The organism is Ponticoccus sp. (in: a-proteobacteria) (genome assembly GCF_048381735.1).
Genome location: NZ_JBLXGL010000001.1, coordinates 736,206 through 755,076, shown reverse-complemented (window position 1 = coordinate 755,076; position 18,871 = coordinate 736,206). Strand labels below are relative to the sequence as shown.

22 protein-coding genes are annotated in these 18,871 nt (G+C 65.6%); 3 read left to right on the top strand and 19 right to left on the bottom strand.

Annotated elements, in window-relative coordinates; translation table 11 throughout:
• Window positions 1–141: 141 nt before the first annotated feature.
• From ACN5KJ_RS03610 to ACN5KJ_RS03580, 7 genes are all read right to left on the bottom strand, one after another.
• Window positions 142–363 (bottom strand): hypothetical protein, encoded by a 222-nt coding sequence (locus ACN5KJ_RS03610; protein WP_418592098.1) that lies wholly within the window; start codon window positions 361–363, stop codon window positions 142–144.
• 74 nt (window positions 364–437) lie between these two features.
• Window positions 438–1,265 carry a peptidoglycan-binding protein gene (locus ACN5KJ_RS03605; protein ID WP_418592097.1) on the bottom strand — a complete coding sequence of 276 codons (828 nt, stop codon included), beginning with the start codon at window positions 1,263–1,265 and terminating at the stop codon, window positions 438–440.
• A 61-nt stretch (window positions 1,266–1,326) separates the two neighbouring features.
• The gene (locus ACN5KJ_RS03600; RefSeq protein WP_418592096.1) at window positions 1,327–1,626 is read right to left on the bottom strand and encodes a hypothetical protein; all 300 of its coding nucleotides are present in this window, start codon (window positions 1,624–1,626) and stop codon (window positions 1,327–1,329) included.
• Window positions 1,601–2,038, bottom strand: a complete 438-nt coding sequence (locus tag ACN5KJ_RS03595; RefSeq protein WP_418592095.1) for a hypothetical protein — start codon at window positions 2,036–2,038, stop codon at window positions 1,601–1,603. The genes ACN5KJ_RS03600 and ACN5KJ_RS03595 overlap by 26 nt, the downstream gene beginning before the upstream one ends.
• Window positions 2,039–2,111: 73 nt before the next feature.
• Window positions 2,112–2,657: a hypothetical protein gene (locus ACN5KJ_RS03590; RefSeq protein ID WP_418592094.1), complete on the bottom strand. Its 546-nt coding sequence runs from the start codon at window positions 2,655–2,657 to the stop codon at window positions 2,112–2,114.
• 2 nt (window positions 2,658–2,659) lie between these two features.
• The gene (gene gpJ / locus ACN5KJ_RS03585; RefSeq protein ID WP_418592093.1) at window positions 2,660–10,288 is read right to left on the bottom strand and encodes a TipJ family phage tail tip protein; all 7,629 of its coding nucleotides are present in this window, start codon (window positions 10,286–10,288) and stop codon (window positions 2,660–2,662) included.
• A 7-nt stretch (window positions 10,289–10,295) separates the two neighbouring features.
• The gene (locus ACN5KJ_RS03580) at window positions 10,296–10,679 is read right to left on the bottom strand and encodes an NlpC/P60 family protein (RefSeq protein ID WP_418592092.1); all 384 of its coding nucleotides are present in this window, start codon (window positions 10,677–10,679) and stop codon (window positions 10,296–10,298) included.
• A 77-nt stretch (window positions 10,680–10,756) separates the two neighbouring features.
• Between ACN5KJ_RS03580 and ACN5KJ_RS03575 the strand changes: the two genes are divergently transcribed.
• Window positions 10,757–11,008 carry a type II toxin-antitoxin system RelE family toxin gene (locus ACN5KJ_RS03575; protein ID WP_418592091.1) on the top strand — a complete coding sequence of 84 codons (252 nt, stop codon included), beginning with the start codon at window positions 10,757–10,759 and terminating at the stop codon, window positions 11,006–11,008.
• Window positions 11,009–11,019: 11 nt separating this feature from the next.
• A complete protein-coding gene (locus ACN5KJ_RS03570; RefSeq protein WP_418592090.1) occupies window positions 11,020–11,349 on the top strand; it encodes a helix-turn-helix transcriptional regulator in 330 nt (109 codons plus the stop codon).
• Window positions 11,350–11,376: 27 nt separating this feature from the next.
• Here the strand turns inward: ACN5KJ_RS03570 and ACN5KJ_RS03565 are convergent, their stop codons facing one another.
• Genes ACN5KJ_RS03565 through ACN5KJ_RS03555 form a run of 3 tightly spaced genes read right to left on the bottom strand, consistent with a single transcriptional unit; the run spans window position 11,377 to window position 14,274 of the window.
• Complete coding sequence (locus ACN5KJ_RS03565; RefSeq protein ID WP_418592089.1) at window positions 11,377–11,850, bottom strand: DUF1833 family protein; 474 nt, start codon at window positions 11,848–11,850, stop codon at window positions 11,377–11,379.
• A complete protein-coding gene (locus ACN5KJ_RS03560; protein WP_418592088.1) occupies window positions 11,847–12,197 on the bottom strand; it encodes a hypothetical protein in 351 nt (116 codons plus the stop codon). The genes ACN5KJ_RS03565 and ACN5KJ_RS03560 overlap by 4 nt, the downstream gene beginning before the upstream one ends.
• 1 nt (window position 12,198) lies before the next feature.
• The gene (locus ACN5KJ_RS03555) at window positions 12,199–14,274 is read right to left on the bottom strand and encodes a hypothetical protein (RefSeq protein WP_418592087.1); all 2,076 of its coding nucleotides are present in this window, start codon (window positions 14,272–14,274) and stop codon (window positions 12,199–12,201) included.
• A 72-nt stretch (window positions 14,275–14,346) separates the two neighbouring features.
• Between ACN5KJ_RS03555 and ACN5KJ_RS03550 the strand changes: the two genes are divergently transcribed.
• The gene (locus ACN5KJ_RS03550; RefSeq protein WP_418592086.1) at window positions 14,347–14,637 is read left to right on the top strand and encodes a hypothetical protein; all 291 of its coding nucleotides are present in this window, start codon (window positions 14,347–14,349) and stop codon (window positions 14,635–14,637) included.
• Here ACN5KJ_RS03550 and ACN5KJ_RS03545 read toward each other — a convergent pair.
• From ACN5KJ_RS03545 to ACN5KJ_RS03505, 9 genes are all read right to left on the bottom strand, one after another.
• Window positions 14,622–14,924, bottom strand: a complete 303-nt coding sequence (locus tag ACN5KJ_RS03545) for a hypothetical protein (protein ID WP_418592085.1) — start codon at window positions 14,922–14,924, stop codon at window positions 14,622–14,624. The two genes, ACN5KJ_RS03550 and ACN5KJ_RS03545, sit on opposite strands and share 16 nt — an antisense overlap.
• 17 nt (window positions 14,925–14,941) lie before the next feature.
• The gene (locus tag ACN5KJ_RS03540; RefSeq protein ID WP_347167772.1) at window positions 14,942–15,268 is read right to left on the bottom strand and encodes a hypothetical protein; all 327 of its coding nucleotides are present in this window, start codon (window positions 15,266–15,268) and stop codon (window positions 14,942–14,944) included.
• Entirely contained in the window at window positions 15,265–15,690 is a 426-nt protein-coding gene (locus ACN5KJ_RS03535; protein WP_418592084.1) for a phage tail tube protein, read from the bottom strand. The genes ACN5KJ_RS03540 and ACN5KJ_RS03535 overlap by 4 nt, the downstream gene beginning before the upstream one ends.
• Window positions 15,687–16,076, bottom strand: a complete 390-nt coding sequence (gene gp17 / locus ACN5KJ_RS03530; protein WP_418592083.1) for a tail completion protein gp17 — start codon at window positions 16,074–16,076, stop codon at window positions 15,687–15,689. The genes ACN5KJ_RS03535 and gp17 overlap by 4 nt, the downstream gene beginning before the upstream one ends.
• 1 nt (window position 16,077) lies before the next feature.
• Complete coding sequence (locus ACN5KJ_RS03525) at window positions 16,078–16,536, bottom strand: HK97-gp10 family putative phage morphogenesis protein (protein WP_418592082.1); 459 nt, start codon at window positions 16,534–16,536, stop codon at window positions 16,078–16,080.
• Window positions 16,533–16,877 carry a head-tail adaptor protein gene (locus ACN5KJ_RS03520; RefSeq protein WP_418592081.1) on the bottom strand — a complete coding sequence of 115 codons (345 nt, stop codon included), beginning with the start codon at window positions 16,875–16,877 and terminating at the stop codon, window positions 16,533–16,535. The genes ACN5KJ_RS03525 and ACN5KJ_RS03520 overlap by 4 nt, the downstream gene beginning before the upstream one ends.
• Entirely contained in the window at window positions 16,877–17,149 is a 273-nt protein-coding gene (locus tag ACN5KJ_RS03515; protein ID WP_347167776.1) for a head-tail connector protein, read from the bottom strand. Before ACN5KJ_RS03515 ends, ACN5KJ_RS03520 begins: the two co-directional genes overlap by 1 nt.
• Window positions 17,146–17,490, bottom strand: coding sequence for a hypothetical protein (locus tag ACN5KJ_RS03510; RefSeq protein ID WP_347167777.1), 345 nt, complete (start codon window positions 17,488–17,490; stop codon window positions 17,146–17,148). The genes ACN5KJ_RS03515 and ACN5KJ_RS03510 overlap by 4 nt, the downstream gene beginning before the upstream one ends.
• 63 nt (window positions 17,491–17,553) lie before the next feature.
• A complete protein-coding gene (locus ACN5KJ_RS03505; RefSeq protein WP_418592080.1) occupies window positions 17,554–18,861 on the bottom strand; it encodes a phage major capsid protein in 1,308 nt (435 codons plus the stop codon).
• Between the last annotated feature and the right edge of the window lie 10 nt (window positions 18,862–18,871).

Here is an 18,871-nt window from a genome sequence, read left to right as displayed (position 1 = left end):
CCGCCCGGCGCGTCGACCGGCGAAAAAGCTAGCAATATTCCCGCCCTGGCGGGCGGGGATCGGATCACGCCGGGACAGCCACACCAACGCGAGCCATAGCCTCACGGTAGTACCGGACAGCGATCCGGTCGAGCACGCCCCTCACGTCTTCCCGCCAAGCGCCTTTGCCCAACGGGACCAAGCGAAGGTGCCGCCCGAAACGCCAGCCCAGATCAGCACAGCGACGGCGGTGGATGCCGCATTGACATCAACGGTCAGCAGCCCGGCGGCTTTGTCGAACTCGACAAACGGAAGCGTCGCGGCGAGGCCCGCTGCCGGCAGCAGAAGGAAGACGCGGAGAAGGAGAGCGATTTGCCCAGTCATAGTGATTTCCTTTCAGGGAAGAGCGGCACGAAGCCGCGGAGTATGGGCGCACCAAGGCGCGCCGGGGGTAGCGATCAGGCGACAGCCCGATCGGTCCAGTCGCGGTCGATCACGTCGAAGCCGGGACAGAGCTTGGCGGCGACCTCACGGTGGCCCAGCAGCCTCTTGAACTGCGTCCGGTCCCCGAACTCGGCCACGGCCTCGCGCATCGAGGCCAGCTGCTCGGGGTAGTACAGATCCTCGGGCTGATAGGTCCGGTCGATGGTCCGGCGCTCGATCATGAGGATGTGCTTGACGCCGCTGTTGTAGCCGATGGCCCCCGCGCCGTAGCGGCCGAGCGGCCGGGCCGCGCGGCGCTCGCCGTCCGGGCAGATGATCTCGTGGTAGCCGGTGTCCGACCACCCTCGCCCGCCCCGCGTCACCGGCAGGGTGTGCATCCGGTGGATCGCGGCGACGATCTCGTCATTGCTCTTGCCCAGGTGCCAGTCGCCCGGCAGAGCACCGCAGTGCATCATCAGGGTGTCGATGGCGGTGCAAGCCGAGCCCTGGCGCAGGACATTGGAATGCGGCACCGCCAGCGCGGGCTTGCCCGGCGACAGGATCTCGCCCGACCGCGCCCAGCTCGCCGCCGGTGCGCCGTCATGGTCTGCCACCTGTCCGAGGGCTGTCCGGGCCGGTGCGTCATAGCCGCCCTCGGGCGTGGCGGTGAGGTAGCCCAGCCCGATCAGGCCCGTGCGCAGCATTTTCAGCGCCCATTCGCTGCTCCGGGTCGGCCCGGCACTGTAGAGGGCCGTGGCGGCTGCGTCGGTCCGGCTGCCATACCAGCCATCGGCAGGCCCCGGGTCGTAGCCGAGCGATTTCAGGCCGAGCTGCAGGTAGCGGACAGCGGGGTTGATTGGCATGACGTTCTCCCATGCGTAAAGGCCCCGCGGGCGGGGCGTGGTGGGTGGTGTTTCGGAAGGGTTAGGAGCGCCGGTCGATCAGGACGCGCGTGTCGCTCTTGATGGCCTCGGTGCGGCGGTCGATTTCCTGTACCCGATCATCGAGCACGTCGAGTCGACGGTAAATGCTGCGCACCTCGCGGAGGACGTACTCGGTGCGCGCGACCTCGGGCGGGACAGACCCAACCTCGATCGGGGTCTTTTTCGCCCCACGTCGCGCGAAGATGGCAGAGGCGACGACACCGATCACGGCGGCGATGCCCGCCCATGCTTCAGTGTTGAGACGGTTCAGCAAATCAGTGACCAGTGGGATAGTTTCCAATGTCCGCTCCCGATCTGTATGCTGCTGCCATGTCGGCAATTGCCAGCACGAGATAGACCCCCACGCCAGTGCTCAAGCCGTCCTGCACCCCTCGTATGTAGGGCAGCGCGAACAGCACGGTCAGGCCGAGGAAGATTCCCGCCCCGCAACAGGCCCCGACGACGCGCAGCATGGGTGAGCGCCGCCAGTTGCCATTGATCCAAAGGCCCGCATATCGCATGGCTCCGATGAAGGTCAGCAGCAGCACGACAGACGCCTCATCTGCGCCCGCCCAGAGGAAGGCGACAAAGCTAGGACTGGCGGCGAGAGTGTCGCCGGGGAACGCGAGGATCACCGCGAACGCCAAAAGCACGGTACTCGTGAGCCACTCAAGCGCCCTGCCGTGCTGTAAAAGGGTGTCGGTCACTTTCATGATTTCTCCTGATCAGCCGCTTCGGCCTCCGATGGTCCGAGGTTCTGCATTTCCAGCATGAGCGCCCGCACCATCAAGCCGCCTCTAGAGCGCTGAAGCACGTGGCCACCGCCAGATCGATCTCAGCCGTGCTGCCCGCATTCCCGACCGCCCCTATGGCGGTCAGGCGGATGCTCTCCAGCGTGGCCGCGGTGGCGCGCCACATGTCGCCCATGTTGAGCCAGACCTGCGCCAGCTCCCAGGCAGTGGGCGCGGTGATCCCGATCTCGGCACCGATCAGCGGGAAACCCTCAAGACTGGCCGGCTCAGGGTCGAGCGCCACATAGGCCCGGGCCTCGGCTTCCTTCGCCTGGTAGATCATCTGCTGGCCGGGGATCTCGGTGATGAAGTTCTGGCGTTTCGCACCTACGGCCTCATTGATGGCAGTCACGGCATCGAGGCGGGCCGCCACGACGTTCTCGACCGGGACCAGCATGCCCTCGACCACACAGTGCGCCGAGACGTCCAGAGGATGCAGGGTGTCGTCGATCTCGATCCAGACGCCCGGAGGCGCCTGGTCGTCGGGAACGGCCAGGGTAAAGAGCGCCCGGCCGTCAGCCGGGTCATAGTAGAGCTTCATGGTCAATCACCCATCTTGAAGAACTGGTAGTTAAGGGTCCGGGCAGCGTGTGGGTTGGAGACAACAGTCGGCGTCCGGGAGCTAAGGAACGTGAACGATCCGCCGCTGTTGCAGACCGGATTGTTGCCGGTGTCGTTGACCTTGATGGTGCCGAGCGTCACGTCGCTCGTGTGGGTGATCACCCACATCCCGCCGCCGAGGTCGGGAAACGGCCCCTTGTTGGAGACCGTGCCGAAAGCGGTCGGAGACATGGGCACCACGTCGGCGCGCACCGGCGTGCCCAGGTACTGCGTGATCCGGCACCACCCCGGAGAACCGTTGCCGCCGTCGGCACCACGTCCAGATTCCCCCAGACCCTTGGCGCCGGCGGCGCCGATGTTGATCTGCAGCTTGGCGTTGGCCACCGAGGACACATCGATGATCTCGGTCGTCACCTCTGCCGCGTTGCCTCCGGCGCCGGCATCCTTGGCGGGGCAAGAGGATCCACCGCCACCACCCGCTCCGTAGCCAGTGGCATTTGCGCCAGGGTTGTTCACCGGCTGGAAGCTTTGGTTCATGTACCCTTCACCACCTGCGCCGCCGGTGCCCAAGGCACTGCTGAAGCCGTCGCCGCCGTTGAAGTGGCTACGGGCAACGCCCGACTGCACCGCCGGGCGGGGCGCGTTGCGAATGTCCGCGGTTGCCGTGGATCCGCTGAAAACCCTGACGGAGGTCTCGCCGCCGCGCCCGCCCAGGGACGGTCCGTAGTTGCCACTCCGGCCGCCATCACCGCCGTTGCCGCCCGAGATCATTGTGACCTCGACGTACTGACAGGCCGGGTTCAGGGTGATCGTTTGCGAGTTGGTAACCGTGGCCGTGGCGCCGCGCACCGAGAGGTCGCGATAGTACTTCGCGTTGACCAACCGGGTGCCGCGAGACTTGGAAACCTCCAGGTACTCGGGCATCCCCGCCGCATTGACCCCACCCGCCAGCAGGCCAAACGCGTCCGCGCCGCCCGAGGCCGCACGGCCCAGATAGATGCCCGGGGTCGTAAGGTCGCCCGCCGAGGTCTTGCCCACGGAGAAACCCGCCGTCGTGGCGTCGAGCTTCAGGGTCTCTGTGACCTCGACGTGGCGCGCGTTCATGATGCCCGTGTCAATTTTCGCCGCCGAAAGGTTGGCGATCTTTGCATCAGTGATGATCGCATCACGGATGTTGGCTTCGTTCGTGATGATCTCGTTGGTCGAAACGTGGTTCGCCTGAATGGCGCCGTTGACGATCAGCTCACCGCTTGCGGCGATGCGGACGATAGGCGCCCCGAGACGACAGACCGTTGCGCCATTGTTTCGCTTTTCCAAGCGGACACGGGCGTAACGCATGCCCGCAGGAACAGTGACGATGCCCGACGAGGTTGTGATGCTGCCCGAAGTGATCTCACCGGGGTTCAAATACTGAGCAGGGGAGAAATTCGGGTTCTCAGATACCTGCAGGTGCATGTTGCAGCTGCCCACGGCAGGGCTGAGGAAGCCCTGCACGGACATGAACAGCTCTTGTCCCGGAGTGACTTCGAAAGAAGGCCCGAAAGCGGTGAGGTACTGGTTGGCGTCCCCCGTCAAGCGAAGGATGCGCGGCGTGTTCCAAGTCGTGCTTATGGAGTCTTCGACCAGATACCCGCTGGGGAACGTCCAGTAGTCCAAGTCCGAGAAGTAGGGGTCCGTAACCAAGTTGGTGACGTCGCCGATGAGCATCTTAGAAGCGGTGACAGCCCCAGCGTCCAACTGATCGGTCTTCACAGCGCCAGATTCGATCTTGGCCGAGGTAACAGAGTTAGCATCAAGGTGGTCAGTCTTGACCTCGCCCGCCAAGATATGACGGGCGATCACGGCATCCGAAGCGATGTGGCGTGTCTCGATGGCGTCGCTTTTCACATGGTTAGAAACGATCGTTCCTTCGACGATCAACTCGCCCTTGTTGCGGCGGCGGACTACGACGCCGCCGATCCTGACGTCAGTCGCCCCACCTGTGATGTAATAGCGGAAGCGCGCATAGGCGTATCCGGGAGGTAGGGAGTAAACAGCAGCTTGAGTCTGGACCGAATTCGCCTCAAAAGCCACTGAGGAGGGCGAACCCCACGCGCTTATGTTCCCCGTGGCAAACGTAGGCGAATTGGACACCTCGATGTGGAGAACTGCCCGTCCGACGCCCGTTTCATTCTTGCCCCGGGCTTGGAGGAACACTTCCTCCCCTTCCAGGCTAATCTCAAAGACTGCCCCTGCGCCCCAAGCGAAATTCTGACCGTTCCCCTGCAGGCGCATGGCCCTCTTGGAACCCCAAACCTCAGGCGCTGCACCCGAAAAAGAGATGGAGCTGTCGGTCCCACCGAAAGACCACAGAGTAGGGTCTGAGAAATCCCGGTCTGTATTGAGGTTGGTGAAGTCCCCAATGGCCATTTTCGAAGTGGTGACGGCCCCAGCAGCGAGTTCGCCGGTGCGGACCGCGCCTGCGCCGATTTTCCCCGCGACAACCGAGTTGGCGTCAAGGTGGTCCGTCTTCACCTCGCCTGTCTTGATGTGCCGGGCGATGACGGCGCCATTGACGATCAACTCGCCGCTAGCGGCAACCCGGACGATGGGAGCGCCAAGGAGACACACTGTCGCCCCGTTCCCTCTCTTTTCAAGACGAACGCGCGCAAACCTCATCCCCTCGGGAACCGTCACAATTCCCGAAGACGTCGAGATACCAGCTGTGCTGATGTCCCCTGTGTTAAGGTATTGGGCCGACGAAAAATCCTCATTGGCAGAAACCTGCAGGTGCATGTTGCAGCTGCCCACCGCAGGGCTAAGGAATCCCTGCACAGACATGAAAAGCTCTTGTCCCGGAGTGACCTCAAAAGAAGGTCCAGTTGCTCGTACTTGCGCGTTGGCAGCCCCCTCCAGGCGTAGATGACGTGAAGCATTCCAGAGAGGGTTGGTGGACACATTAATCGAAGCCCCCTCCGGAAGAACCCAAGATTCCGGGTCCGCGAAGTAGGGGTCTGCCACCAGATTGGTGAAGTCTCCGATAACCATTTTCGACGCGGTGATGGCCCGGGTGGCCAGTTTCTCGGTGATCACTGCCCCTGCTTCGAGTTTGGGCGTGGTGACAGCGCCGTCCGTGATCTGCGTTCCGGTGATCTGCCCGGTAAGTTTGGCAGCCTCCAGCGCTTCGATCTGTGCGTTGGTGAGTTTGCCCGTAATGTCGCCCGAGGCGACAGAAGCGATCCAACCAGACCCCGTGTTCCGATAAAGCTTGTTGTTGGTCGTGAGGAAAACCTGACGACCTTTGACATGCGGGGTTCCGGGGAGCGCCCCAAGAACCTCGATGGGCTTGATCGAGTTGGCAAACTTGGCCGTGTCGAGCGCCTGGTCGGCAATCTGCGCGCCGGTCACCTGCCCGGAGATGTCGACAGCTTCCACAGACTTGACGTAGGCTGTGCCGCTCCAGCGGTAGAGATCGCCGCCGAAGACAATCGCGGAGGTGCTGCGTGTGGTAGGGAGGGTCGACCCGGAAACCACGCGAACGCCCTCAAGGCCCGCCGCGAAACTGGTCTCGTCGATAAGGCCCTGCAGATCTTCCGTACTGACGCCGGCCGGCGCCGGTGTGGTGGCCGAGGCCATGCTGGACCAAGAAGAGCGGTTGCCGCTCGTGTCCACGGCGCGGACCCAGTAATACTTGGTCACGTCGTCATTGAGGCCCGTGCGCGCGAAGGTGGCCGCCGTGCTGGTCAGGATCGGCGAGGTCGTGTTCGGCGCCGGCGCGTTCGCGTTGGCCTTTTCCACGATCTCGTAGAAGGCCATGTCCGGCTCGCTGTTGGCGTTCCAGCTCAACCAGACCGTGCCGAACCCTGCCGCAGCGGTGAGCCCACTTGGAGCCGCGGGCGGGATTGTGTCGACGGCAGCGGTGATTGCCTCAGGGCCAACCCAGTCAGAACGCCGGGGGCCGTTCACGGCCCTCACGCGGATCTGCAGACTGGTCCCGGGCAGCACCGTCAGGGCATAGGCGTTCGTGGTCGATGAGGTGCCCACATAGCCGCCCCCGTCTTCGGCGACTTCGATCTCGTACCCCGTTGCCGGATCAGCCGCATCCCACGTGGCGTTGACGACCGCGGCACCGTCCTCCCGCAGTCGCGTCGACAGCACGAGGTTCGTCGGGATGCCCGGCTGCCCGAAGCCGCCGAGGAGAGCATCCTCGTCGAGATCATCGACCGTGAGACGGATGTTGGGCGTTGCGACGTCCATCCAGCCGGTCCAGCTCCGCAGGTCAGCGGCGCCAGAGACGAAGCTCGCCTGGATCTGATACGCCGTATTCGGGAGGATGCCGTCCGAAATCAGCACCTCCCCCTCGGACGCTTCCGCGAAGAGGCCGCGCTGTCCGATCTCGCTCGCCCCGGCCACCCGCAGCCGCCACGTCGCGCGGAGTGTGCGGTTGGCCGGCGCCACCCAGGACAAGCGGATAGCCGGGCGACGGGCGCTGCCATTGGCGTCCGGGATGCTGGCCGGCACGGCGGCGGCAACAATCGGCGGCGGAGCCGGGGCGGCTGTCGTCGCCGTGACCTGCACGGGGGCGGCAAACCAGCCGCGCGTTTTCCCGGCCCGACCAACGGTCCGCGCCTCGACCAGATAGCTCACACCCTCCTCCAGCGCGCCGGTCAGCAGGCTATACTCACCCGCCGGAACGGACTCGCCGTAGGTCCAGGGCGTCTCATCCTCGCCAGCCTCACGCCAGCGCAGCTGCACGGTGACCCCGTCGAGGTCCGCGCGGGACGCAATGGGCGCGAGCTGCACGGCAATGCGCGGACGCACCGACAGATCCGGCAGGACGATCTGGGTCAGCTGCGACGAGCGGGCCGCCGTGATCACCGGCGCGGGCGGCAGGTCCGAGGCTGGGGGACGCGGGTTGGTGATGACCGGATCATAGGGCGGGATTACAGAGGCCGCGTCCAGCACATGGGGCGCCGCGTCCACCACCTCAATCAGCGCCGTCTCGTCCTGATCCGGGCGCACCGCCATCACCAGCATGTCGGCGCTGCGCTGCTCGGTCTCCTCGATGGCAACCAGATCACCCACCGCGACGTCACCCGCGATCACGCCGACGGTCGGCGTCCAGACCCGGGCCTGCGGGTCCACCGGCGAGGTTGCGGCGAATGCATGGATGCCCGCGCTGACATTGCGCACCACCATGCGGAAGCTGGCCTGATCGACGTCGAACACGTCGTCCAGCGTGATGCTGGTGATGAGATCATTCTCGACGGTCAGCGCCTTGACCCGCGCCTCGCCCACGCCGATCAGCGGCACGTCATGCACCAGCCTGATCTGGTCGCCCTGCTGGATGTGGATGCTTTCCCAGTCAGCCTTGAAGGAGTGGGTCTCCGGGCGGTGCAGCGCGGTGGCGAGGTGATAGCGGCCAAGGCGATAGGTGTTGCCCTCGTCTTCATCCTCGGCGGTCACCACCGTGCCGGGCAGCTGCAGCGTCTCCAGCTCGGTGGCGGTCTGGCGCGTGTAGCCGTCCTTCAGCACCAGCACCTCATCCTCCTGCCAGTCCAGGCGTTCGGAGCGGACCATGCAGCGGAAGCCGTGGATCTCGCGCGGGAAGGTCAGCTTGGAGCGGTAATCCCAGCTGTTGCGTGGCGTGAACACCTGGCGCACCGGCCCCGCCGCCCCGTCCCGCACGACGCTGTAGCGCAGATCGGCCAGCGTGCGCCGCCCGCGCCCCGCGGCGCAGATGATGTCGAGAACGTCCGCAAGCTGCGTGGCCGTATCCACCACGTAATCGCAGGTCCAATGCGGTTCTTCCGTGGCCCAGGCATGCAGCGCTGCGAGATCGATCCGGTCATCGGTGACCGGGCGGCGCAGGTGCGGACCCCGCAGCGCCTGCGCGTAGAGCCATGCCGGATGCCGCACCGGGCGCGGCTCAGTCCACTGCAGGTTGCTGTCCAGCTCCGGCGCCAGCTGCTGCACGATGGCGTTGAGGCTGTCGATGCGCCCGTTGAGCTGCTCGTTGGCCCGGATGCGGAACGCCACCTCGGCAATGCCCGCGTGACTCGGCAGCGCGCCGTCGCGAATGGACCGGATCGCGGTGAGCGTGGCGCTGTTGACGTCACCCACATCCTGATCGATGCCATTGGTGCGGGTGATCCGGATGGCGTATTCGTCCGGCGCCGGGAACGCGATCTCGCGGGTCACCCGATACAGGCTGACATATTTGCCCGACCATTCGGTTTCGCCGAGGTCCACCCAGTCCGCCTCGTTGAGGCCGCCTTCCGTGCGCTGGTACTCGAAACGAAACCGCGCCCGGTGGCTGCTGAGATCACCGTCGAACGTGCTGTTGTAGAGACCCTGCGGAAACGTCAGATCAACCGCCGCCGAAACTGTCTCCTGGCGGGTGTACTTGATGACCGGGTCATTTTCCTGCGGGACATCGCTATAGGCATCCTCTGCGACGTCATCGGAATAGAGGCGCATGACCTCACTACCCTGCCGCCACCCGGCAGCCGGAACCTGATAGGTCGCCGAGGCCCGGGTGACCGTCATGCCCTCGGCTTCGGGGCGCATGAACGGCAGGGTGCTGGTCTCCTCATAGAGCCGCCGCTTGTTGGTGATCCGAACGCGCCAGCGGCGCGCGACACCATCGGAAAAGCCGCCCGCCTGGAACTCCTGGCCTGTGGTGATGTCGGTATAGGTCGCGACCGTGGTCCATCCGGGCACACCCGCCTCGGCCACCTCGACCACAAACGAATAGACCGTGCCGTGCCGCAGCGCGGTCGGCTCGACCGCGATCACCGCCGACCGTGCCGCCTGCGCGGGCTGGAACTCATAGAGGTCACCGACTCCGGACAGCAGTTTCCGGGGCGCATGCTCCTCTTCGGTGCGCGGCTTCACCAGGTCCGCGAGCTGCGGCATGTTCGCGAGCGTCCGCGCCTCGTCGACATTCAGGAACTCCAGCTCCAGGCCGTCGTATTCCCAGATCGGCGTCGAGCCGATGCGCAGATCCTCCAGCGCGACCGGCCCCCAGCCAAAGGTCATGCGCCCGCGGTAATAGATGTCCCGGCCCACCGTCTCCGAGAACCCGGTGGCGGTCATCGGCGGAAACATGAGGTGACGACCAAGCACATAGGGATAGACCCCACGCCTGTTGATCGCGTTGCCGGTGCCGGTGATCGCGTAGTTCTCCGGGTCGCGCGTTCCGCCCTGCTGTGCCGGCGGGATCAGGCTGTTGATGACCAAGGAGCCGACCACGGTGATAGCGGCCACCGTGAGGGCGTATGAGAGAGTTCCGGCGGCCCCGATAATGCCAGCCGAGCCCAAGGCCCCCGCCGCCCAGGTCGCAGCAGACGGCAGCGCCGCCGAGGCAATCATCCCGATCAGCGCCCCGCCCTCCTGCGGCGGCCAGAAGGCTTCAACGCGCGTGCCGATGGTCGGGCGGGTCCTGGCCCACATGTCGAGCGGGACAATCGACACGTTCACGCCACGGATCAGGCGCACCACCGGCGGGCCATAGCGGCGCATGTCCAGATCCATCCGCCCCACGGCCTCGGCCACGGTGGTTCCGGCAGGCACATAGACCGAGAACGGGTCGCGGCGCAGCGGGTGACGGTTGCCCGCCACCTCGATCATGGTCTGATCATCCAGCAATTCGGTAAATCCCTTCCAAGCGGCCACCCCAAGAGGGGCCGCGCCACCGCTCGATGCGGCTACAGTGTTCCTGGTCGTCCAGCGTGTGCAGCATGTCCTGATCGCTCAGGGCATAGCCTAGGTGCAGCGGGCGCCCCTGCATCGTGAACAGCAGGGCATCGCCCTCCTGGGCGCGCTCTACCGAGATGAAGTCGGTGCGGTAGCGATCCACCACCCCGAGGCGCACCGCCCCGACCATGTCGCAGGCCGGGTCCGGGATCTCGCGCCCGAAGCGGGCGCGCTGCAGTGCCAGCCAGAGCCCGAGGCAGTCGAATGCCTCCGGCCCCCGCCCCCGCTCCGCGTAAGGCAGGCCGATCCAGTCGTCGGTCCACATGTGGGCTTTCCTTGCATTTGTAGCTTAACGCTACTTTTTACTTGCCCGCCGCCGCCATGTAGCTTAAAGCTACAACTATGAAGACCATCACGTACAAGCCCGCCGCCCTGAAGGTTCTCCGCAAGATGCCGCGCCCGGAATCGAAGCGGATCATGGCCAAGGTGCAGCAATACGCGGATGATCCGGCGGCTCAGGCGAACAACGTCAAATCGCTGAAAGGCCGGGAAGGCATCCGGCTTCGCGTCGGCGACTGGCGCGTGATCATGGACGATCAGGGCGAGGTTCTGGACGTTCTCAAAATCGGGCCGCGTGGCGGCACCTACGACTGACGGAGGCAATCATGAACGATATGATCACCATCCCCCGCGAGGAATACGAGGCTCTCCTGGCCGCCCGCGAGGATCTCGAAGACATCGAAGCCTATGACCGCGCCAAGGCGGAAGGCGGCGAAAGCATCCCCGCCGCCCATGTCGAGCGCATTCTCGACGGCGAAAGCCCGGTGCGGGTGTACCGCGATCTGCGCGGCCTGACGCAAGGCGCCCTCGCCGAGCGCGCCGGGGTCAACCGCGTCACGGTCGCCGAGCTTGAAACCGGTCGTAAGCAGGGCTCGGTCGACACCCTCAAGCGCATCGCCGAGGCGCTCGGGGTCGCGATTGACGATCTGATCTGAAGCAGCCGGAAGGGAGCGCTGATCCCCTCAGAACAGCGCCGGGGTGTTGCCCGGCGTCATGGTGAGCCAGCCGAACTGTTCCTCAAGCACAGGCTCAAGGGTCATGGTTCCGCTGATGGTCAGCGCGTTGTACTCGACGCCGTAGATCTGAACCTCGAACGGGCCGCGCTCGATCACGTCCGGGGTCGAGGCCAGCACCCAAGCCACCCGCGCGTAGATCTCGCCCGTGACGCTGCGCAGCTGCGGGATCAGCTCGCGGGTCACGTTCTGCGCCTCCCATTTGAGGACCGGCAGAACACCTTCCTCGCTCTCTGGCAGCGTCAGGGTGAAGGGGAACGGGTGATAGGTCTCTCCGCCGTGAACCAGCGGCTCGCCGTTGCTGACGAGGCAGACAGGCGCCTCCCAGGCGGGATGGGTCAGCCGCAGGACCGTGGTCAGGACCTCGGGGCTCTCCTGCGCGTAGATCGCCGTGCGCAGCCGCGTGCTGATCTCATGGGTCATGGCAGGATCTCCAAGGTGGCAGTGACCTCACGGCGGACACCACGCGGCTCCACCGAATAGCCCCCGACGAACCGGAACGTGCGCTCAAGCCCGTCGAGCGGATCCGTGGCCGTGAAGGACATGACGCCCTCCCCCAGCTCCTCACGGAAGAAGGTCTCGAAGGCATCGAGCTGTGCCAAGGTGATCTGCGACAACCGTCCCTGGCGCGGCATCGGCGCCGAGGACGAACGCCGCCGCACCTTGGCGGGACCCTTGCTCATCTGCGTGCGGATGACGTCCGGCTCCACATCGCGGCGCGCGCCGCGTGAGGACTGGAAGAACGGCAGGCCGACGGGCCATGCTGGCATATCAGGATCCTTTCGTTCGAGGGCGACCGCCCCAGCGTTGACGCATTGCGCTGTCCATGCTGCCGCTGGCGAGTTCGTTCCGCATGAACTCGCGGACCATGCGGATGTTCATGCCGCCCTCGGGCGTCCGGGTGACCTCGGCGGTTTCGCCGGGGAGCGTTTCGATGTTGATAGGCATGTTGATGACCGGATCGACAGACATGGCGCCGGAGCGAGGCCCAGCCGACTGTCTGATCTTGTGATGCGGGATCACCTGAGAGCCGGACGGCAGATTGACCAGCTCGCGTCCCCGTTCACCGACCCATGCAAGTCCACCAGGCGCGCTGTCAGTCCCATTCGCAAATCCGGGCAAGTTGCCTGCGCTGGCGAATGGCGTGATCATCGCATTGCCAAGCCAGTCCGACACTCCGGAAAACAGTAGGTTTCCGACCTGATCGAGCATCATGTCGGTGATCATTTGAAGAATAGTCATCACACCCTCGCCGAACGTCTTGGCGCCAGACAGCACCTCCTTGAAGGTGCCGGTGAAGCTCTGGCGCAAGGTTTCGGACGCGGATCTGGCTTTCTGCTCAACCTCTGACAGCTTGTCCTTGAGCTTCTCCGCGCCCGACGCTGCCCCGCCGCCGCCGGACTTGCCACCACCCTCGGCCCCCGCCAACGCCTCATCAAGACGGGCGGCGGCCGCAGCAGCACTGTCCGCATCCTCGGTGGCGCCGATGACCGCCTGCCGCATCGCCTGGAGACTATCGAGCGGGGCGCGCATGCCGGAGGAAAGAGCCCGCTGCCCCTCGATCAGGTTGCCGTAGGCATCGTTGAGTCCACTCATCGTCTTCCCGAGAGACGCCATCGCCGCCTCGGCGTTACCGCCCTCGAAGCCCATGAACTCGCCGATCTTCGTGTTGGCGATCCCGTCCAGGAGCCGTCCCCAGTCGGTTGCCATGTTACCGACCATCACCGCCCAGTCATAGCGGATGTCATTGAACACGATCTTCAGCGCGGTGGTGAGCCACTCACCCCCGAGCTTGATGCGCTCCCAAACCTCGACCGCCACGTCGCGCATCAGCGACATGGCCTCGCCGAAGCCACCCGCTGCCGTCACCAGTCGCAAGAACTGGTAGACAAGCTCGCCCGCCCCAACGACCAACGCCCCGATCCCGGTTCGGATCAGGGCCCCGCGCAGCACGAGAAGCGTACCCGACAGAGTCGCCGTCGCCAGCCGCGCCGCCACCAGCGCGCCCACATAGCGCACCCCGAAGGCAGCGGCAGCCGTAGCCACGTAGGTCGACAGCCGCACCACGTTGTCGGCGATCGCATCGAGGACACCACGCAACAGTCCACCCTCGCGCAGACTGTCGGTCATCGCTTCGGCAAGCCGCCCCATGGCCGGCACCAGCGCCAGGGCAAGCTGCTGGCCCGCGTACTGGCTTATATAGCCAAGCCGCCCGATCTGGTCGTTGGCCTGCTCGATGCTACCCGCCTCGACGGCGCTCAGCGCGAGGCCGTAGTCCTCAACGTCCGCCCGCGCCCGGCGGATCGCGTCACCGCCACCGATCATCAGCAGCGCCATCTCGCGGTTGCGCACGCCGAGATCGCGCAGCACCGCCGTTGCCTCGCCCGCCGACAGGCCAAGCGCCGCCACCCGATCGGCAATCCGCGCCACCTTCTCGTCGGCGTCGATCCCGGCTAGCTCCCCCGCAGTGAGGCCAAGCCGCTCGAGCGCCCGGGCGCCGTTGCCGCTGGTGCCGATGTTGGCAATCTCGCGGTTCATGGACTGGATGTCGTTGGCCACGGCGGTTACCGGCACGCCCGCCTCGCCTGCCGCCGTCTCCAACGCCCGGAAGGCGCCGATGGAAGCATCGAGTCGCCGCGCGGCCTTGGCGGTGCGATCGATTTCGGACGCTCCCTTGAGCGCCGCCGCCGACAGGGCCGCGCCGAAGGCAGAAGCCGCCGCCGACACCGCGAGGAACTGCGTCCGCATGGCCTTGATCGCGGGCGAGACGCGCTTTGCCCCGCCCATGAAATTCGCACTGTCGAGGCCGAGATTGACCCGCAGCGCCCCAATCACCGATTGCGCCATCTAATTGGTTTCCTTGCTCGGAATTGAAGGCAGAGCTAGCATCTCTGCAGACTGCAATTGAAAGGACGCTGCATGCGCACCGCACTGTTGATCATTCTTGCCGCGACCCCGGCCGCCGCCTTCGACTTGGGGGTCGACTACAGCACCCGCGATGGGTGCTTGCGCGAGCTCTCTCAGGTCATGCGTGCAGGCAGCTTTGGCTTGGATCACGAAGCCCTTTACGCTGCCGAGTATGAGACAGTCCCAAGCGCACTGGCAGAGCAGCGTGAAAGCCTGATTGCTGCCAGAATGGCCTTGATGAAGGCCATGCAGGATCGCATTGATGCGCAAATCGTCCTATGCGAGAGCTACCCTCCCGAGTAGGGCTCGGCGCCCCAAGCTGTGGCCATCATGTTAAAGGCTGCCTGCAGATCCTCAGGCGATTGTGGGCCGGTATCGCGCCCGTCCATGAACTCCGCAAAACCCATGAGCTTGTCCTGGCGCAGCAGTGCCGCCGCATGCCAGGCCGCCCACGCCCGGCCCTGCTGCTCGGCCTGAAGGCGGTCCCGCGCGCCCTGCATGTGCCGTGCGTAGGCACGCAGCGACAGTTCCCAGAATCCCGAAGGATCAAGCCCCGCCGCCACGTAAGCCTGCAGCAGATCGCCCACCATAAGGGGATCGCGGCGCGTCACTTTCCCGGCGGTGTTCCCACAATGCCTGCCGAAGAATCTGGAGAGCTTGCTTGGAAAAGCCGCGCCAGCACGCCCGGCTCTTCCGACAGGATGTCCCCGGCGATGCGGCGGCCAGCCTCTTCGTGGTGACGATAGAGGGTGCAATGCACCATGGTGATCATGTCGCCAATCTTGGCCTTTCCAGCCTCTGCGGTCTCGGCCCAGTCAAGCGCCGAAAGGCCGGTGTCATCCTCGAAGGCCGCGAAGGCGTTCATGTCCATACGCAGCTTGTAGGAGATACCATCAGCACTCGCCGAGATCTCGCCCTTGAATCGCCCGCTCACGCCGACACCGCCGGCAGCAGTACAGGCTTGCCCGAGGGACGCAGCGTCGCGGTGCCGCGCATGGCACCGTTGGTAAGCTCGCCCGGCTCATAGGCAGTGAAGAAGCCCGTGAACTGCATGCGAACGCCGTTCGGCGCGGTGATCTGGTAGTTGCCGGTATCGGCCTCGAATGCAGCGATCATCGGGTCGGTGGCCGAGGGCGTCCAGTTGAACTCGATCTCAACCGGCGTCGCTTCCTTCATCGCGGCGATGAACTCCTTGTAGCCGTCTGGGCTTTGCAGGTGTGTCACCTCTTCTTCGTCGCGCGAGAAGCCCACCGGCTTGATCCGCACTACCTCAGCAGTGTCAAGGTATTCACCCTCGGTCTCTGTCCCGATACCGAATTTCGACTTGTAGCCGGTCTTGGCCTTGCTTCTCGTCATGTCTCTGAACTCCAGTTGGTGAAAAAGTCTGCGGAGGCCCGCCAAGGCCGGTCCGCGTCGTTGGTGCCACCCGCGCGATCGACGCGTCGGCCGTCTTCGAAGATGCTGTCGAACCCGCCCCCACGGTGTCCGTGCAGCAGTCGATGCACCGCCCGGCGCAGCCGGATCGCGGCCCCGAGATCACCGGCCCAGGCATCGACCTGGACGCGCCCGGTCTCGAGCCCGTCACCGCCTTGGAGTGTCGCGCCCTCCGAGGCGTCGATGAGATGCAGCACAAGCACCGGCAGTGCCCCGCCCTGCGGTCGCGCGCCCCAATGCACCCCGCCAGGGGCAAGAGCGACGATGCCAGGATCCGTGCGCAGGAGTGCGCGAAGCTCTTCTTCCATGTCAGCCCCTCGCGCGCTTGGCAGCACGGGCCTCTGCGCGGCGGACCGTTTTCTGGATCTCAGCCCAAAGCTCTGCCTTGAGCCGGTTCAGCAGGGCCTCGCGCCCGCCATCCCATGCCGGGCGCACCATGGGGTGCGGCGCGTTGTGGATCGAGCCGAACTCTTCGAGGTGCGCCTGTGGCAGCGGACCGGCCCCAATGAATAGCTCGACGGAGGCCTTGTCGTCCTGGGTGGTCTTGCGATGCGCTCGGCGCTGGCGCGGCGAAAGCTGCGTCGACACCGCGAAGCTGTCCGCCAGGTCGCCCTGGTCACGCGACGCCCGGGAGGCCATGTCATCAGCCATGGGCTGCGCCGCCTTGCGCGCCCCGCGGCGCAGCGCGCCCTTGCCTGCGGAATTGCTGATCTTCTCGAGCTCCTTTTCCAGCTCGGCGAAGCCTTCGAGTTTCATGGTCACGCTCATGTCCGATCCGTCCTTGCAACAGTGGAGATCTCGAGCCAGCGGCGATTGCCGGCCAGCTCGCGCTTGCCGGTGATCTCGTGCAGCACGCCCTCGCAGATCAGCCGGTCCTTCGGGGCGACAATTTCCGACAGGCCCGAGCGACGCAGCACGAAGCGCGTGGTGATGGAGGATCCCACCTCGGAGGCCTGCCAGCGTTCACTGTCGCTCGCGTCGAGTTTGCGGGCACGTTGCGGCTGCCCGAGATCCTCCCAGGTATGAACCTCCGAGATACCGTCATCCCCCGTCACCGCGCGGCGGAACTGCACGAGCCATTTCAGCTCACCTGCATGGGGCCCCGCCATCAGTTAAGATCCCGGTGACGGGAGAGCAGATCCCGCACCGCGCCGGGCATCGCCGCCGAGCGGTCGTCGTACCAAGTCGCCACCAGAAGCTTGACCGCGAGGATGCAATCGGCAGGCCACGCGCCGGGCAGCTCGGCATCTAGGTCGCGACGCGTATGCGCCCGCACATAGTCCTCGGCGGCGCCCTGCAGGTCTTCCAGCAGTGCGTCGTCGTCCTCGAAGCCGACCGCTTGGCAGAACCGCTTGAGCTCCTCGAGGCCAAGCTGGCTCACGCCTTGTCCGCCTTTCCGGCAGCGGGCGCCTTGGCCTTGGCAGCATCATTCCGCGCGAGGCGCTCCGCAACTTCCTGTTCCAGGATCGCCGCGCGCTCGGCCAGCGCAGGCGCGATACCGCGCCCGTCGCTGGTGGCGGCCTGCATGGCCCGCTGCAGAGCCGCCGGGTCTGCCCCTGCCACGTCTAGATCGGCCTTCGTGAGCTTCTCGGCCATGCCGCGCTTTAGCAGCGCGTTGGCCACGGCAGCATGGCGGCTGTCCTTCATGTCGAAGGCATAGGGCGTCGCCGCCTGTAGCCGTCCGATGGCGGTGGTCTGGGTTCGCTTGAGTCTCAGCAACATGGGAGTGCCCTTCATGAGGATGGATCATCGGGCGGGCGGCTTCGCGCGCCCGCCCCGTTCGGATCAGACGAAGATGAAGTCGCCGGTCACCAGTGCCGCGGGGCGCTTGGTGGCCATAGCGAGTCGCTTGGACGCCTTCATGGTCTTCATGCCCTCCACGAAGTTGTCGCCATGTTCGCTCGAGATCAGCACCTCGGTGGCCTTCCGGTCATAGAGCGTCGCCGCCATGCTGAAGTTGCCGGCCATCCATTCCCCCGCCGAATGCGACAAGGTCGGCACCACATCCGCGCCCCAGAGCATGGGAGTCTTGAGCGTGTTCGGATCGCCGAACACGTAGCGGCCCTGCGTGTCCTTCAGCAGCTCGATGGCCGCCCAGTCGATCGGGTTGAGCGTGATCCCGGTGGCGGCGTAGTTGGCCAGCGCAAGCTGCAGCAGGCCAAGGCGCAGACGGTCGATCCGCGTGGCGTTGGGCAGGCCCGCCGCCGCCGCAAAAGCCGTGGCCTCGGTGATGAGGCCCGACAAGTTCTGCCCGGTGCCGTCGCCCGAGAGGATTTGGTTTTCCTCCTCGAGGTCGAGGCCATAGCGCATCTCACCGTCGATGGCCGCCTGCAGCTGGCCCGCATCCTCCAGCGCCTCGTCCGAGATGTGCGTCACATGCGCAATCTTGCGCACGTTGGTCTCGGCCTGCGTCCAGCCGTAGGAGGATTCCGGCGCCGCCGCCCCTTCCGCCACCGGCGCGGCAGCGTTGGTGCGCAGGGTTTGGCGGGCAAATTTCACCACGTCGCTGTCAGTCGTCGCCTGGAACAGCAACGCCCGGATCGGCAGGCGCTGGCGCGGCATGTTGGTGGGCGTGCGGTCTTCGGTCGGCCAGATCAGCCCACCCGCCGAGCCGGTGGCCGAGGTGATCGCCGCGCTGGGTTTCAGGATCAGGTTGCCGGACAGCCCGCCCTTCACCCACGCCTTGAGCTCATCGCTTTCGGCGATCTCGCGGCCCACGCTCATCTCGGGCGCGCCGCGCGCCCGGTCACCCTGCGCCACGGTCTGCTCGATGTCGAGGCTGCGCGTCTCGAGCGCCTCGAGCTTGCCCTCGAGCTTCGAGAGCGCGCCCGACAAGCCGTTGTACTCGGCAAGCGCCTTGTCGGCGGCCGCCTTGGTCTCGGCATTGAGATCGCCGACCCGATTGGCCTGCTTGAGCGCTTCCTCGGCGGTCTGGCGCACATCTGAGCCCACGCGCTCGAGCTCGGATTTCACCTCACCGAGCAGCTTCTCGACGTTGCCCGCCGCATCCATGCGCGGGGTGCCGATCACGGCGGTGGGCGCGTGCGCCATCATTGCGGCCAGCGAAGCTGCCGATGCGATCATCTTGGTCATGTAAGGTATC

What these genes read in the sequence shown, in the direction of transcription:
- ACN5KJ_RS03590 (WP_418592094.1), bottom strand. Translation starts at nt 2,657, where the DNA reads ATGAAGCTCTACTATGACCCGGCTGACGGCCGGGCGCTCTTTACCCTG.
- ACN5KJ_RS03535 (WP_418592084.1), bottom strand. Translation starts at nt 15,690, where the DNA reads ATGACGAGAAGCAAGGCCAAGACCGGCTACAAGTCGAAATTCGGTATC.
- ACN5KJ_RS03550 (WP_418592086.1), top strand. Translation starts at nt 14,347, where the DNA reads ATGCGCACCGCACTGTTGATCATTCTTGCCGCGACCCCGGCCGCCGCC.
- ACN5KJ_RS03555 (WP_418592087.1), bottom strand. Translation starts at nt 14,274, where the DNA reads ATGGCGCAATCGGTGATTGGGGCGCTGCGGGTCAATCTCGGCCTCGAC.
- ACN5KJ_RS03520 (WP_418592081.1), bottom strand. Translation starts at nt 16,877, where the DNA reads ATGGCGGGGCCCCATGCAGGTGAGCTGAAATGGCTCGTGCAGTTCCGC.
- ACN5KJ_RS03560 (WP_418592088.1), bottom strand. Translation starts at nt 12,197, where the DNA reads ATGCCAGCATGGCCCGTCGGCCTGCCGTTCTTCCAGTCCTCACGCGGC.
- ACN5KJ_RS03545 (WP_418592085.1), bottom strand. Translation starts at nt 14,924, where the DNA reads ATGGTGGGCGATCTGCTGCAGGCTTACGTGGCGGCGGGGCTTGATCCT.
- ACN5KJ_RS03605 (WP_418592097.1), bottom strand. Translation starts at nt 1,265, where the DNA reads ATGCCAATCAACCCCGCTGTCCGCTACCTGCAGCTCGGCCTGAAATCG.
- gp17 (WP_418592083.1), bottom strand. Translation starts at nt 16,076, where the DNA reads ATGGAAGAAGAGCTTCGCGCACTCCTGCGCACGGATCCTGGCATCGTC.
- ACN5KJ_RS03505 (WP_418592080.1), bottom strand. Translation starts at nt 18,861, where the DNA reads ATGACCAAGATGATCGCATCGGCAGCTTCGCTGGCCGCAATGATGGCG.
- gpJ (WP_418592093.1), bottom strand. Translation starts at nt 10,288, where the DNA reads ATGATCGAGGTGGCGGGCAACCGTCACCCGCTGCGCCGCGACCCGTTC.
- ACN5KJ_RS03525 (WP_418592082.1), bottom strand. Translation starts at nt 16,536, where the DNA reads ATGAGCGTGACCATGAAACTCGAAGGCTTCGCCGAGCTGGAAAAGGAG.
- ACN5KJ_RS03575 (WP_418592091.1), top strand. Translation starts at nt 10,757, where the DNA reads ATGAAGACCATCACGTACAAGCCCGCCGCCCTGAAGGTTCTCCGCAAG.
- ACN5KJ_RS03580 (WP_418592092.1), bottom strand. Translation starts at nt 10,679, where the DNA reads ATGTGGACCGACGACTGGATCGGCCTGCCTTACGCGGAGCGGGGGCGG.
- ACN5KJ_RS03565 (WP_418592089.1), bottom strand. Translation starts at nt 11,850, where the DNA reads ATGACCCATGAGATCAGCACGCGGCTGCGCACGGCGATCTACGCGCAG.
- ACN5KJ_RS03595 (WP_418592095.1), bottom strand. Translation starts at nt 2,038, where the DNA reads ATGAAAGTGACCGACACCCTTTTACAGCACGGCAGGGCGCTTGAGTGG.
- ACN5KJ_RS03610 (WP_418592098.1), bottom strand. Translation starts at nt 363, where the DNA reads ATGACTGGGCAAATCGCTCTCCTTCTCCGCGTCTTCCTTCTGCTGCCG.
- ACN5KJ_RS03570 (WP_418592090.1), top strand. Translation starts at nt 11,020, where the DNA reads ATGAACGATATGATCACCATCCCCCGCGAGGAATACGAGGCTCTCCTG.
- ACN5KJ_RS03510 (WP_347167777.1), bottom strand. Translation starts at nt 17,490, where the DNA reads ATGTTGCTGAGACTCAAGCGAACCCAGACCACCGCCATCGGACGGCTA.